The sequence below is a fragment of the Clostridium hydrogeniformans DSM 21757 genome (assembly GCF_000686705.1).
Taxonomy (GTDB): Bacteria; Bacillota; Clostridia; order Clostridiales; family Clostridiaceae; genus Clostridium_Z; species Clostridium_Z hydrogeniformans.
The window spans coordinates 164,704-179,637 of the sequence record NZ_JMLJ01000003.1 but is presented as its reverse complement, the minus strand read 5'-3'; the positions used below and the strand labels follow the sequence as shown (position 1 = coordinate 179,637).

The window sequence follows — 14,934 nt, the reverse complement described above, 5'->3', positions numbered from 1 at the left end:
AGAGGATAATGATGAGAGTAAAAGCAACTATAGTAGTTACAATCAAAGGATTAATTTCTCAGTGGAAGCAGCTTATAGTAGTATATGCCATATTTCCTTTATTATTATCCTTATTTATGGGATATACCCAAAGGGATGTTTTTAAGCCAGAAGTAAATATGGACAAGATAAATATTACTATTATAGATGAAGATAGTAGTAACTTTTCTAAAGGATTCAAAGATTTATTTCTTAGTGAAGGTATAAAAGAATTATTTAATATAACAGATAAAGGAGATTATATATTTACAATACCTAAAGGGTATGAAGAGAATATCTTATCTTCTAACGATATTACTATTAATATAGATGAGAAAGAAAGAGTTTCTAGAAGTAATGAAACCATAATAAAAACTGTTATAGAGGAATACGGAAAACAATTAACAGAAACTATGATGATTCAGAATAAGATAGGAGAGTTACCGAAAAATTACAAAGAATCTTCTTTAGAGGAAATCAGTAGTAAATTAAAGGAAGTATCTAAAGGTAATTCAATAAAAAATAATATGGTAAAAGGTGAGAAATCTCTATCCTCTTTTGAAAACCAAGGAGCTAGTCTTATGACTTTTATGGTTTTTTCAATGATTATGGGGTCTGTAGCAGGGTATCATTTGGATAAGGAGAATGGAAGCTTTAAAAGATTAATGGCTACACCAATTACAAAGGCCACTTTCTTTAATTTAGATTTATTAATTTTCTTTATTTATAATCTTATATGTGGAAGTATGTATATCTTAACCTTTAGGATTACAGGTCTTGCCTTTAAAGATGTGAGTTTAATAAATATCCTAGCCATATTATTTTTTCAGAGCATACTTATAGCATCCATAGCAGGAATAATTATTGCCTTTATAAATAAGAAGATGTCAAATATTTTAATTATTATATTTATGTATTTTGAAATAATATTTGGGGGAGGGTTTATTCCATTAAAAGAGGTAACAAATAAAATCTTCCTAGTCTTATCTGATTTTTCACCAGGAAAGGTAATTTCAGAGGCTTATAGAAGTGTTATGGTATTTAATTCCTTTGAGAGAATAGAAAAATATTTAATAATTATGATAATTACTTCAATGGTTATATATGTAATAAGTTTAATAAAAGTAAAGCTTAGATGGGAGGAATAATCATGAAATTCTTAACAATGATATGGGTTAACTGTAAAAGGTATTTTAAAGATTATAAAAATATAATTTTAATGTTTATTCTTCCTATAGCATGTGTGTCCTTAATGAATTTCTTAATGAATAATACTAAAGAAGGATTAGATGCAAAGGTTTCTATAGTGAATTTAGATAAGGGAAGTTTAGGAAGTAAATTTATAGAGGAATTAGGATTAAAGAAATCTTATGATAATATAGAAGAGGGCTTAGAAGATTTAAAAAATTATAATGTTGTTTCTGTATATGAAATACCAGAAAATTTTACAGAGAATTTAAGTAAAAGTATAAAACCAACTATTAAATCATATAAGCTTGAAGAAGGAAATAACACCTTTTTATTTGAATCAAAAATAGAAGATAAGATAAATAAATTTTTAAAGTTTAAAATTCTAGAGGATAATAATATAGTAAATAATGAAAAGGACTTAGATAAAAACATTTTAGGAGTTAAATATAATGTAAAAGAAGGATTATTAAGTTCGGAAGGGTTTATGCCTATAGTTCTTATAATGTTTTTCTTAGTTACCTTTTCTTCTTCTATAAGTTCTGACTTACTAGGTTTAAGAAAAGAAAAAATATTAGAAAGATTTTTATCTACTAATAATAGTGGATATGAAATAATGGGAAGTATCTATATATCAATGATTATTACACAGGTAATAATGTATACAGCTTCCTTTATATTTATGAAAGTAGTTTTTAATTTTAGCTTTGAGAATTTTGGAATATTAATTTTAAATATTGCTTTAATGAGTATGGTATCAATAAGCCTTGGAGTAATGATTAGTAGAATATTTAAGAGTGCAGAGATTGGAAACTTGGTTATAACCATGATATCTATTGTTATGTTTTTCTTATATTTTATGGGCATAGTGGGAGAAACATCCACTAAAATCCCACAGATGGTGGTTATGTTAAATAAATTTACTCCATTTTACTGGGCTCTTGGAAGTATAGAAAAGTCAGTGATATTTCCTAATGCATTTGTGTTAATACTTATATCTTTAACATTTTTTAGTGCAGGGAGTATTAAATATTCAACCTTTGCTAAAAAGTAAGTTAGTAAGGAAAAAAATTGGTTTTAATTTAATAGGTACTAAACTCAAGAAAGACTCTATGGAGTAGGGGAGAAAATCCTACTACATAGAGTTTTTATCTTTATAGAAATAAGAAAGTAAACAAAAACAAGTATTACAAAAATCTATAGATGCTATGGATTTTATTACAATACAGCATATTAATTGTATAGAATTTTATTTTGCAATAATATAAAGTTATATAAAGGTTTTTACATGGAGGAATTATGTACAAGGTTTATTTTAGTCAATATGATAAAGAGATAGAAGTTGAAAATAATAGGTTACTTATAGATGTTATAAGAGAAAACGATTTTAAATTAGAAACACCATGTAACTCTAAGGGATTATGTGGTAAGTGCAAGGTAAGGGTATATGGCCTAAAATCAGAACCTAAGGAAGAGGAAAGAAAATTTTTAAAAAATAATAATGAAAGATTAACCTGTGTTACAAGAATTAATGAAGATATTAAAGTAGAGTTTTTAATAGATGAGAATAAAGCTCTAAAAACTATAAATGAAGGTTATTCCTTAGAAGTAGAGGTAAATAGTAGAGTACATATTAAGAGTTTTAAAGAAATAGATTTAAGTGATATAAAAAGTTATATGGATTCTTTAAATCTTAAAGTAAAGAATATGGAGGTAATTAAAGCATTAGGAAACATATGTAAAAATCATAAGGATAATTTTTATGGAATAGTTTTTGAAGACACTATTATAGAGTTAGTAAAAGAAAAAAAAGACATTCTAGGATTAGCATTAGACATAGGAACTACAGGAATGTCTCTATATCTTTTAGATTTAAAAACAGGAAAGGTTATTAAAAAGACTTCAGCATTAAATCCACAAACTGTATTTGGAGGAGATGTTATATCTAGAATAAGCTTTGCCATGGAGGAAGAGGATGGTGTATACAAGCTTCAGAAGACAATTATAGATAAAATAAATGAACTAATAGGGGAGCTATTAATGGACAACCTTAGTAACAATGATATATATAGTATGGTTGTATCAGCGAACACTACTATGCTACATATGTTACTTGGAGTAAACCCAACATCAATAGCTAAGTCTCCTTATAAAGCAGTGTTTTTAGATAGTCTTGATTTAAGTCCTGAGGAATTAAATATTAAAATAAATCCTAATGGAGTTGTAACCATACTTCCTTCTATATCTGCTTACCTAGGGGCTGATATTACCAGTGGACTAGTAGCTATAGATATAGAAAACTATAAATCAGTGTTATTTATAGATATTGGAACTAATGGAGAAATAGTTTTATTAAAGGATGGAAAGCTTTTTGCAACTTCTACTGCAGCAGGACCAGCTCTTGAAGGAATGAACATAAGCTGTGGTATGAGGGCAGAAAATGGAGCCATAGAAGAGTTTTCCATAGATGAAAACTTTAATTTCTCCTATTCTACAATAGGAGATGTAGAGCCAAGAGGGATATGTGGAAGTGGACTTTTAGATATAACCTCAGCTCTTATAAACTTTGGAATAATAGAACCAAGTGGAAGATTTTCTAAGAATATTAGAGAAGAGTTAAGTAGTAGGGTTAGGGATAAAAAATTTTATATAACAGATGAAATATATATTTCTCAAAAGGATATAAGACAAATACAATTAGCTAAAGGGGCCATAGCTTCAGGGATAAATATGCTTTTAAAAGAATTAGACTCTAATATAGAAGGGATAGACCAGGTGATAATAGCTGGATCCTTTGGATATCATCTAAAAGAGGAAAGTATAAGAACAGTAGGTATAATACCTAAGGGATTTAAGGGCGGTATGAAGTTTGTAGGAAACTCTTCAGTGGAGGGGGCAAGAATAGCCTTGTTAAATAGAGAAAAGTTTTTAGAGATTCTTGAAATAAAAAATAGGGTAGAAGTAGTAGATTTAAGTAGTAAGGATTATTTCCAGAAATACTTTGTAGAAGCTTTAAATTTTAATTAAGTAAGAGGTGCTAAAGTTGAAGAATTTTAAATGCCAAGGAGAGGATAATGAACATATACCACAAGAAATTTTAGAGCTAGGTATACCATTTCCAGAGGCTTATAGTGAAAAACATTCTATGGTAAAGTTATCAAAAGAATTTAATAAATATAAGAATGATTATATTTATTTCTTGCCCTTTTGTTTAACAGTTTTACCAGAAGCTTTTGGAGCAAAGATAAATCTAGGAGATGAAAAATATCTACCAAGGATTAAAGAATATGCTGTAAATTCTTTGGAGGAAATAGATGATTTAAAGGATATAGATTTTAGCAGAGGTAGAATAAGTCAGGTGTTAGATGCTATAGAAGAACTTAAAAAAGAATCAAAATATGTAGCTTTAAAGGTGGAAGGGCCTTTTACAGTGATTACTTCTATAATGGATCCTAGGATATTTTATAAATTATTAAGAAAAGATAAAGATAAAGCCTTAAGTATAATAGATAAGGTAGAGAAAGGGATCTTAGATTATATAAATAAGGCTATGGAAAGAGGCGTAGACATAATATCCTATGGTGATTCCAGTGGTGTAGAGTCTATCATAGGTAAAAAATTATACATGGATTTTAGTGGCAATAGTACATTAAACATAATAAAAGGGTTTGGTAGTAAAAAGTATAAGGGGTTACTTCATTTATGTGGACTTACCTCTTTAAGCTTATATAATAATGAATTTATAGATTTAGTTCCTATAGACTATGATGATGGATTAACCTATGGGGAAGGATTAATAAATATTATGGAAAGAGGAGACTCTACTAGAATATTAGGAGGAAGATGCATAAAGAGTACCAATAAGTTATTAAAGGAATCAGTGGCTTATAAGGTAGTTTTAAAAATATAATCTTAAATTTACAGGGGGAAGAAAGAATGAAAGATATAGAATTATTACTTAATTTAAAAGAAAGCGTAGTTAACATGGAGGAGGATGAAACAAAGGAATTATCAGAGAAGTGTATAGAAGAAAATATAGAACCTTTTAGAGCTATAAGTGAAGGACTAGCTATGGGAATGAAAGAAGCTGGAGATTTATACGAAGAAGGAGAGTATTATATTCCAGAGCTTTTAATGTGTTCTGACGCTATGTATGCAGGTCTTGAAGTTTTAAAACCTAAATTACAAAAAGAGAGTAAGAATAATAACCTAAGAGCGGTGGTAGGGGTAGTAGAAGGAGATACCCATGATATAGGAAAGAATCTTTTTAAAATAATGCTAGAAACTAATGGATTTGAGGTTCTAGATTTAGGACGTGATGTATCTCCTAATGAGTTTGTAGAGGAAGCTAGGAAGTTTAATGCAAACTTAGTTGGCATGTCTACCCTTATGACTACCACTATGGATAATATGCAGGTGGTTATGGATTTACTTAAACAAGAAGGAATGAGAGAAAATGTTGTGGTTATGGTTGGAGGGGGACCTATATCTCAAAATTTTGCAGATAAAATAGGAGCAGATGGGTATGCTCCGGAAGCTTCTAGAGCAGCTAAGCTTGCAAAAAACCTTGTTAGAGAAAAATGCTTAAGTGCTTAAGGAGATTTAGGTATGTTAACATCCAAGGAAAGATTATTTAAGGTTCTTAGAAATGAAGTAGTAGATAGACCACCATGTATATGTCCAGGTGGAATGATGAACATGATAATAGAAGATCTTATGGATATAAGTAAGATAAGCTGGCCGGAGGCTCATAGTGACGCAGTGTTAATGGCTGATTTAGCTTATAGTATGTATGAAAATGGAGGCTTTGAAAACTGTGGAGTTCCTTTCTGTATGACTGTGGAAGCAGAAGCTATGGGAGCTATAGTTTCTTTAGGAAATAAGATTATTGAGCCTAGGGTAACTGAGTATGCTATTAATTCTATTACAGATTATAAAAATTTATCTAATATAGATTTAAATAAAGGAAGAGTTAAAGTTGTTTTAGATTCTATAAAAATCCTTTCAGAAAGAGATTTAGATATTCCAGTTATAGCTAATATAACAGGACCAATAAGTCTTGCCTCATCTATTATGGATCCTATAGATTTTTATAAGGATTTGGTTAGGAAAAAGGAAGAAGCTCATAAATATATGGAGTTTGTAACAGAAAATTTAATAGCTTTTGGGAAAGCACAGCTTCAGGCTGGAGCAGAGGTTATTGCCATATCAGATCCAAGTGGTACAGGAGAAATATTAGGACCAAAGTTATTTAATGAATTTGCAATTTTTTATATAAATAAAATAGTTAAAGCACTAAAACCTTATGCTAAAGGTGGAGTTATAGTTCATATATGTGGTAAATTAAAAAGTGTATATAAAATCTTACAAAACTTAGAGTGTGATGCTATAAGTTTTGACTCTATAACCAGTGTTAAAGAGGTTAAGGAAAATGTTAAAGGTAGAGCGATTATGGGGAATGTTAGTACTCTTACCCTATGTAAAGGGGAGGAGAAAACAATAAGAAATATATCAATCCATTGTATAAAAAATGGAGTAGATATACTATCTCCAGCATGTGGTTTAGGTACAACCACCCCTCTTAAAAATATTAAGGTTATGGTAGAGGAAGCAAAGAAGTTATCTTTTAAGGTTATATAATGAGATTATATTTAAAAGTTGAAGCATTATTAGGAAGTTTACAGTTTAAATATTTTTATTAATAATATAAAAATCCTAATCCTATTAATAAGGTTCAGCTACAATTTACAGGAAGTGAAATATTCATGTAAGTTGTAGCTGAATTTTATTATAAGTATATTTTTAAAGAAGTTTTAAAGAAACTTTCTTATACACAGGTACAAAGAAAAGAATTTTAAATAGATTATATTATAGAAAGATTTGCAGAAGGAGTATTATATGTTCGGAAATTTTACCCAAAATAATAATGCAAAATCATCTAATGATGATAATGTTAAGTTTAATATGAAAGAGTTTCAAGATAAATATTGCATATATGGCAAGTTACCAGGGGTAAGTTCAGATGACATAAATATTTATTACGATAATGACTATATAAGAATTTCAGTAAAGGTCAATAAGTCAATAAGTAGAGGAGGATTTGGAGGAAGCTTTACAATTAATCAATCTAGCAATGTATCTAAAGAATTTTATGTACCTAAAATAGAAGTTAATAAAATCAAGGTGGATTTTGATGGATTTAACTTAGCTTTAGTAGCTCCTAAAATAATAAAGTATACTAAGAGATCTCTTATAGAGATTAAAGATTATACAATAAAATAATAAAGGAAGGTTTATTAGATATAATAGAATACTAAGGTGAAAATAAAAACTATGAGCAATTTTATTTTAATAAATACTCATAGTTTTTATTTTAAACTTTTAATAATATGGATGATTAAAAACAAGGATATATAATTATTTTTAATTAAGGCACACCGTAGGTTTAGATTTTAAATTTTTCAATTAATAGTCTTAGATTTTCAGAATAATCCTTTAGATGTTCTGCTTGAACATCCATCTCTTGTAATCCAGAGGCTTGTTCCTCAGAGGCAGCACTTACTTCTTCAGTGGTAGCAGCTGTTTCTTGAGATACTGCAGCCACATCAGAAATTTTAGATACTACTATATCTTTATTATCATTTATTTTATCTAAGGAATAAGCAAATTCTTTAATACTTTTTTCTAAAGTATTAATCATATTCTCAATGGTAGAGAATTTATCTTTTGTTATTTCTAGACTATTACTAGTTTCTTCATTTAATTTTTTAGTAATATGAGTTTCTTCATAAAGATCTTTTATACTTAGCTTTATTTCCTCAATTACTTTATTTATTTCAGTTGCTGAGTTTGCTGATTCTTCTGCTAGTTTTCTAACTTCTTCTGCAACCACAGCAAAACCACGACCATATTCTCCAGCTCTTGCTGCTTCTATACTTGCATTTAAAGCTAAGAGGCTTGTTTGATCTGTTATTGCTTTAATGGTATCAACTATAAGGCTTATTTCTTCTGATTTATTAGAAAGTAAATCTACCTTATTTGATATAGTGTCACTAGATTGTTTATTTTTTTCATAGTTTTCACTAAGATTTTCTATGGATGAAGATCCTTCTATGGATGATTCTTTAACCTCTGAAGATACCTTAAGCATTGCTTTAGAACTAATTATAGATTTGTTAACTTCATCCTCTAAGCTATTTACTATGTTTACACTTTCCTCTAGCTGAGAAGCTTGTTCTGTAGCTCCCTCTGCAATTTGTTGTACAGATTTTGCAACCTCTTCTCCTACATGAATTGATTCTCTTATCACTCCAAATAAAGTATCAGAACCTTCATTAACCTTATTTGAGGACTCTTTAACTCCTTTTAATAGGACTGACATATCATCTATTAAGGCGTTTACTCCATTAATCATAGAATTTATTTCTGCATTATAGTTAGACTTTGATATTGGTTTATGAGTAAAGTCTCCATCTTTTATTCTATGCAATATAGCTACAACATCTTTAATAGGTTTTGTTAGCTTATCTGTAAATATTTTTGCGATTATTATTGTGAATATGAGAATTATAACAAAAGAAATAAGTGATAATAACATACCTTTTAAAACTATATTAAGTATTTCACTTTTAGGAACAAAAGTTACCATGGTCAAGCCAGTTTCTTCATCTACTTTTTTATAAGTGGCATAAGACTCTGTATCAATCTCAATGTCTTTACTTAAATTATTTCCTAGGTCTTGTATTTCTCCTATCCAAGGAGTATTGCTAGAATTATTACCAATTAAGTTTTTATCCTTATGAGCAATTATAGTTCCTTTACTACTTAAGATAGAAGCAAAGGCTTTATTTCCAAGGTCTATGCTATTTACAGTATCTGAAAGTTTATCAAGCTTTTTATCTATTGCTACTACACCTTGAATTTCACCATTTTTGTTTTTTACAGCTTTAGAATAAGTGATTATCATAGACTTAGTACTTGAATCCTCATAAGGTTCTGATACTACGGTAGTAGAAGGATTTTTTATTGCATCTGAATACCAAGATCTTGTTCTAGGATCATAGTTATCACCTACATTACTTTTTGGAGCAGAAATTAATTTTCCATCATTAGTTCCCATATAGGCAAACATTATATCTTCATTAGTGGTTACATAGTTATTTAAGCTTTTATCAAACCACATAATTTCATTATTTTTATTATCAATTACTCCTTGAGCATTAGGATCTAAAGAAAGGTAATTAATATCCCCTATACTATTCCTATGGTTGCTATTTAATGACTCTTTCAATATTCCTATACCGTTATTGTTTATTTTCTCTAAATCATTACGAAGGGTTTTATTAAGAGAATAAAAATTAATAGCTCCTATTATTAATATTGGAATTATGGATGTTAAAGCTAAAAGCATAAGTATTTCTCGTTTTAAGGTTCGTTCCTTATTAGTTTTCATTACTATCCCTCTTTTCATATGTATTGATATTGATTATCGGAAGCTTTTAACATAAATTTAGATAAAATAATATAAATTTAGACATTTAAATAGAGTTTTTTATAATTTTATTTAAATAATATAAAATACCGTATTATTATATTTAATTCATATTATTTATAATGTGAATTTTATGGTTTTAAAAGCTTCTAATAGTGAGAAGTATAAGATTATCACATATTTTAAAGTGATTTATAGAAAGAGATATGAAACACTTAATAAACACCTTAGTAATATTAAAATAATGTATTAAGAATATAAATTTAAACCTATTGAATGAATTTATGAGCACTGGAAATATGAGATACTTAGCTAATATTTACTTATGAAATAGTAACATTATTTTATAGATAAACACTATACATATTATTAGAAGATAACAGGATGTAAATATTTACATAACGTAGTATATTTACATTATTAAAATTTTTTCTGAATTTAAAAAAATTTTAAAATAGGTGTTGCATAGTAAGAGATAATATGGTAATCTTAGATAGTAGCGATACAAAAATAAAATTAAAGCTTAAGTAGATAATAACTTTCTCCGTTTAAGGATTAGTTAATCGAAAAAGTCTTTAAACAGGAGGAATTTTAAATGGCAGATAAAAATTTAGTATGTAAAGATTGTGGAAATGAGTTCGTTTTCACTGAGGGAGAGCAAGCTTTCTACAAAGAAAAAGGATTCGAAAATGAGCCAACTAGATGTGCTGATTGTAGAAGAGCTAGAAAGCAACAAAGAAACAACAGAAGATACGAGTAATTAGTATTTTATAGGACTATAAGAGTTTCTCTTATAGTCCTTTGTTTTATATTGAGTGACTTTACTTATAAAAATACTTAGAGAAATTTCTCTAGGTATTTTTTATTACAACTTAGTATGTAAAAATTACAACTTAGTTATAATAAATTGAATAGGAAAACAGGATAAAATATAATATTACTATAGATAAACTACTTAAGAACTAAAAATATGGTGAGCTTATATTAATAGTTTAAGTGGAATTTATATTTAATTTTTATGTGATATATCTATATAGGTTAATTTTAAAAACATAAGTTATAGGAGGGGGATAATTTGAAAATAGTAATTAATGAAAAAAAAGAATTTCAAGACACTGAAATAATTATTAATTGTAGACAGCTTGATGAAGAGTTAATAAAAATAATATCCTCCTTAAAAAGTTTAGAAGAGAAGGTAACAGGAAGCTTAAATGGTAAAATTTTTGTTATTGATACTTTGGAAATATATTATTTTGAATCCGTTAATAAAAAGACATTTATATATACAGAAAAAGAAGTTTATGAGACCCACTTAAGATTATATGAGATAGAAGAAAGATTTAAAAATTCACATTTTTTTAGGGCATCTAAATCAACCATTATAAATCTATCTAAAATAAAGATAATAACTCCTCTATTTGGAGGAAAAGTTGAGGCAATTTTAGAGAATGATGAAAAGTTATTTGTGTCTAGACAGTATGTGAAAATTTTAAAAAATAAATTGGATTTTTAGAAGGAGGGATAATATGAAGGAGTTTTTTGATGTAGCATATGATATAAAGGCACTAGTATCATTATTCTTTACTGGAGGATCCTTTATTTATTTTATTATAAGTTTAATAACAGGTAATAAATATATGCCTATAAGTTTTTTATGGCAGATGCTGATATTATCGTTACTTTTAACCTTAATGCAACATTTAATTTATCATGACAGGCTATTACCGAAGTTATCTGTAAAGATTAAGGTCTTATTTCACTATATATTGATTTTAATAACATTAATCAGCTTTATATATTTTTTTAATTGGTTTAATATAAAAGACTTTAGAAACTTTATTATATTTTATTTTATATATACTATATATTTTATTGCTGCATGCACATATTTTTCAATTTATTATAGGACTACTGGAGAAATGTTTAATAAAATGCTTAATAAATATAAAACTTCAAATAAATAAGCTTAGGGGTGAGATTTTATGTATGTAATTGAAACAAATAACTTAAGTAAAACTTATGGTAAACATAGGGGGATAATTGATGTAAATATAGCTGTTAAGAAGGGAGAGATTTTTGGATTTATTGGACCTAATGGAGCCGGGAAATCTACCACTATAAAAACTCTTCTGAATTTTATATATCCAACTAGTGGAGGGGGAACAATCCTAGGTAAGGATATAGTAAAAGAAAGTATGGAAATAAAAAAGCATATAGGGTATGTTCCTAGTGAAGTAAAGTATTATGAAAATGTTAAGGTTTTAGACTTAATAAATTATGCGGCATCTTTTTATCCAGAGAGTAATAAGGAGGATATAGAAGATATTATTAAGGAGCTTGATATTGAAAAGAATAAGACCATGGGAGAATTAAGCCTTGGTAATAAGAAAAAAGTTGCTATAGCACAAGCTATTATAGGTAAGCCAAAGGTTTTAATCTTAGATGAGCCTACTAATGGACTTGATCCTATTATGCAAAATAAGTTATTCTCCATATTGTTAAAAGAAAAAGCTAAGGGAACAACTATATTTTTATCTTCTCACAACCTAGTAGAGGTTCAAAACTTGTGTGATAGGGTATGTGTAATAAAAGAAGGACGAATAGTTGATACATTAAATATTAAAGAGTCTAATGAGAGATTAGGTGTTAAGGTAACATTAAAAGGGGAAGGGATAAATGAGGAAAAGATACTCAGCATGTGCTACAAGGTTATAAATAAGGAAGAGAATAAATATTGCTTTATTTATAGAAATAATGTAGACAAGCTTATAAAAGAGTTAAGTACCTATACAATAGATAATTTGCTTATTGAAGAGGAGAGTCTTGAGGATACGTTCCTAAATTATTATAAGAAGGAGGGAAATAAATAAGATGAATGTACTAAAGTTTGAAATAAAAAATTTAATTAAGTCAGCTTTAATATGGTCTTTAATATGTAGTGTTCTTGTAATACTATTTATAGCATTATTTCCTAGTATGAAAAATAGTGGAATGAAAGAATTAGTAGGAGCAGAATTAAATGCTCTTCCACCATCAGTATTAGAAGCATTTAATTTAGAATCTACTATGGATTTTTCAAATATATCTCAGTATCTAGCTTACGCTATGCAATATATAGTTATGGCAGGAGGAGTATATGGAGCTATACTTGGAGTATCTTCTCTTATAAAGGAAGAGACTGAAGGAACTATAGAATTTTTATATTCAAAGCCAATTACAAGAACTAGGATAGTAACCTACAAACTACTAGCTTCAGCTATAGTATATTATATTTATATATTTATAGTGGGATTAGCTACTAATATCATATCCTTTATGGTAATACCAGAAGATGTAAAGGCTTTAGATGTTATTATGGATATAAAAACTATATTTATAGGGTTAGCATTTTTAGGATATGTTTTTATGGCCCTAGGATTTTTAATATCAACTATTATTAAGTCATCGAAAATAGCAGTCCCTACAGCTATTGGGGTATTTTTTGTAACATACTTTTTAGGGATAATAGGAAAACTAAAAGAAGGATTAAGATTTTTTAAGTACCTATCACCCTTTGAATATGCGGTCCCATCCAATTTAATTAAAGATGGTTTTGATTTAAGTTATATATTTATGGGTATGGGTATTATTATAATTTCAGTTATAGGTACCTATGTTATCTATAGTAAAAAAGATATGAGAATTTAGAATATATAGTATAGTTAATAGGTAAATTAACAAAGAAAAAAGTTTAGCTTAGGGTTATGTTAGGTAAGGAGATATATAATTCATTACTAAACATAACCTTATTTTAAATATGGAAGAAAGGGCATAATATGGAGTAGTAAAAAGTTTGACATTAAAGACTTAGGAATGTATAATGGTTTGCATAGGAACTAATAAACTACTATAATTAATTCTTCTAAATCTATAAAAGTTCTAAATAGTTTGCGTAGAAACTTATTTTATAGTGAAAATCTCATTAAACCTAGACATAGATTAAAAGTTATAATTTAAAGCAATTATCCTATAAGTTTCTATAATCTATATTAGGGCTTTAGGCCATAATAAATTTTAGATTATAGCTATAAATTGACAGCATATGAATAAAGTATTAGAATTAGTTTGTATAAGAACTTTTAGAGGTGAAGTATATGAGTAACAATTTTAGTGCTTTTGAAATAGCAATGTTAATTAGGGAGATATATTCTAAAACTATGGCTTTAGTTGGGGATAATCTTAAGGAAAGTGGGCTTACCCACCAGCAAATAATAGTTATAAAATTAATCGCTCATAACAAGGAAATGACAATATCAGAGTTATGTGAAGCTATGAGCTTAGCTAAGGGAACAGTGTCAGGTATAATTAATAGAATGGAAAAAATAGGATATATAGAAAAAGTTAAGCATAAAGAAGATATGAGAAATACCTATGTAAGGTTCGGAAAAGAAGGATTAGAATTTGCAAAAAAATTTAGAACTACCATTAATGAGAATTTTAACACTATGTTCAAAAACACCAGCGAGGAAGAATTAATTGAAATAGCTAAGAACCTAAAACATATATTAGAAAAGCTTGAGGAGTGATAATAAATGAATGGATTATTAATATTTGCTATTGTTACAATAACTGCTGCATTAATTTTTTATACCATTGGAGTATTTGGAGAGAAAAAAGAAGGAAGTCTTAAAAAGAAGCATGTGATTATATTCTGGATAGGATTACTTTGTGATACCATAGGAACCACATCTATGAGTATTATAGCTAAAGAATCTAATGGAGGAATATTTACAGGAGGATTACATGGAATTACAGGAGCACTAGCTATTATATTAATGCTTATACATGCAGTCTGGGCAACTTTTGTATTATATAAGGGAAATGAGGAGAAGAAATTATTTTTCCATAAATTTAGTATGATAGTATGGCTTATATGGCTTATTCCTTATTTCATTGGAGTATTTATTGGAATGTCACATTAAAAATTTAATTTATAGTTTGAAATTTTATGAACTTTTTTATATATACTAGAAAATAATATATATTTACTTGTATAATTTTTATAATACTTTATAATATAAGTATAAAATAAAATATAAAGCTAGGGGTGCCTAATAGGCTGAGATATACCCTTGTACCTGATCTGGATAATACCAGCGTAGGAAAGCATTTAAATACATTTTTTATATTTGTAAGATAGTACTAAAAGCTATATTCTATGCTAGAATATAGCTTTTTTATTTTTTATAAAAAGGGGA

General features: G+C 27.8%; 15 protein-coding genes and 1 riboswitch. Of the genes, 14 read left to right on the top strand and 1 reads right to left on the bottom strand.

Annotated elements, in window-relative coordinates:
• Nucleotides 1-8: 8 nt before the first annotated feature.
• From BR69_RS0100790 to BR69_RS0100760, 7 genes are all read left to right on the top strand, one after another.
• Complete coding sequence (locus BR69_RS0100790; protein WP_084315157.1) at nt 9-1,166, top strand: ABC transporter permease; 1,158 nt, start codon at nt 9-11, stop codon at nt 1,164-1,166.
• Between the two features lie 2 nt (nt 1,167-1,168).
• Nucleotides 1,169-2,260 (top strand): ABC transporter permease, encoded by a 1,092-nt coding sequence (locus BR69_RS0100785; RefSeq protein ID WP_027631467.1) that lies wholly within the window; start codon nt 1,169-1,171, stop codon nt 2,258-2,260.
• Nucleotides 2,261-2,505: 245 nt separating this feature from the next.
• Complete coding sequence (locus BR69_RS0100780; RefSeq protein WP_027631466.1) at nt 2,506-4,233, top strand: ASKHA domain-containing protein; 1,728 nt, start codon at nt 2,506-2,508, stop codon at nt 4,231-4,233.
• 16 nt (nt 4,234-4,249) lie between these two features.
• The gene (locus BR69_RS0100775) at nt 4,250-5,116 is read left to right on the top strand and encodes a uroporphyrinogen decarboxylase family protein (RefSeq protein ID WP_051623430.1); all 867 of its coding nucleotides are present in this window, start codon (nt 4,250-4,252) and stop codon (nt 5,114-5,116) included.
• Nucleotides 5,117-5,142: 26 nt separating this feature from the next.
• Nucleotides 5,143-5,802, top strand: coding sequence for a corrinoid protein (locus BR69_RS0100770; RefSeq protein WP_027631464.1), 660 nt, complete (start codon nt 5,143-5,145; stop codon nt 5,800-5,802).
• Between the two features lie 12 nt (nt 5,803-5,814).
• On the top strand, nt 5,815-6,846 hold the full coding sequence (locus tag BR69_RS0100765) for a methylcobamide:CoM methyltransferase MtbA (RefSeq protein ID WP_027631463.1): 1,032 nt from the start codon (nt 5,815-5,817) through the stop codon (nt 6,844-6,846).
• 258 nt (nt 6,847-7,104) lie between these two features.
• A complete protein-coding gene (locus BR69_RS0100760) occupies nt 7,105-7,488 on the top strand; it encodes an alpha-crystallin domain-containing protein (protein ID WP_027631462.1) in 384 nt (127 codons plus the stop codon).
• A gap of 163 nt (nt 7,489-7,651) precedes the next feature.
• On the opposite strand, the gene BR69_RS0100755 is transcribed toward BR69_RS0100760, so the two are convergent.
• Nucleotides 7,652-9,658, bottom strand: a complete 2,007-nt coding sequence (locus tag BR69_RS0100755) for a methyl-accepting chemotaxis protein (RefSeq protein WP_027631461.1) — start codon at nt 9,656-9,658, stop codon at nt 7,652-7,654.
• A gap of 634 nt (nt 9,659-10,292) precedes the next feature.
• On the opposite strand from BR69_RS0100755, the gene BR69_RS0100750 reads away from it, so the two are divergent.
• The 7 genes from BR69_RS0100750 to BR69_RS0100720 all read left to right on the top strand — a co-directional run bounded on the left by BR69_RS0100750 (nt 10,293) and on the right by BR69_RS0100720 (nt 14,658).
• Complete coding sequence (locus BR69_RS0100750; protein ID WP_027631460.1) at nt 10,293-10,457, top strand: zinc-ribbon domain-containing protein; 165 nt, start codon at nt 10,293-10,295, stop codon at nt 10,455-10,457.
• A 315-nt stretch (nt 10,458-10,772) separates the two neighbouring features.
• Complete coding sequence (locus BR69_RS0100745; protein ID WP_027631459.1) at nt 10,773-11,210, top strand: LytTR family DNA-binding domain-containing protein; 438 nt, start codon at nt 10,773-10,775, stop codon at nt 11,208-11,210.
• Nucleotides 11,211-11,223: 13 nt separating this feature from the next.
• The gene (locus BR69_RS0100740; RefSeq protein WP_027631458.1) at nt 11,224-11,661 is read left to right on the top strand and encodes a DUF3021 family protein; all 438 of its coding nucleotides are present in this window, start codon (nt 11,224-11,226) and stop codon (nt 11,659-11,661) included.
• A gap of 18 nt (nt 11,662-11,679) precedes the next feature.
• Nucleotides 11,680-12,567, top strand: coding sequence for an ABC transporter ATP-binding protein (locus BR69_RS0100735; RefSeq protein WP_027631457.1), 888 nt, complete (start codon nt 11,680-11,682; stop codon nt 12,565-12,567).
• Nucleotide 12,568: 1 nt separating this feature from the next.
• Nucleotides 12,569-13,384, top strand: coding sequence for an ABC transporter permease subunit (locus tag BR69_RS0100730; RefSeq protein WP_027631456.1), 816 nt, complete (start codon nt 12,569-12,571; stop codon nt 13,382-13,384).
• Nucleotides 13,385-13,830: 446 nt separating this feature from the next.
• On the top strand, nt 13,831-14,262 hold the full coding sequence (locus BR69_RS0100725) for a MarR family winged helix-turn-helix transcriptional regulator (protein WP_027631455.1): 432 nt from the start codon (nt 13,831-13,833) through the stop codon (nt 14,260-14,262).
• 6 nt (nt 14,263-14,268) lie between these two features.
• Nucleotides 14,269-14,658: an HsmA family protein gene (locus tag BR69_RS0100720; protein WP_027631454.1), complete on the top strand. Its 390-nt coding sequence runs from the start codon at nt 14,269-14,271 to the stop codon at nt 14,656-14,658.
• Between the two features lie 111 nt (nt 14,659-14,769).
• Nucleotides 14,770-14,858: riboswitch (TPP riboswitch) on the top strand.
• The last annotated feature ends 76 nt before the right edge of the window (nt 14,859-14,934 follow it).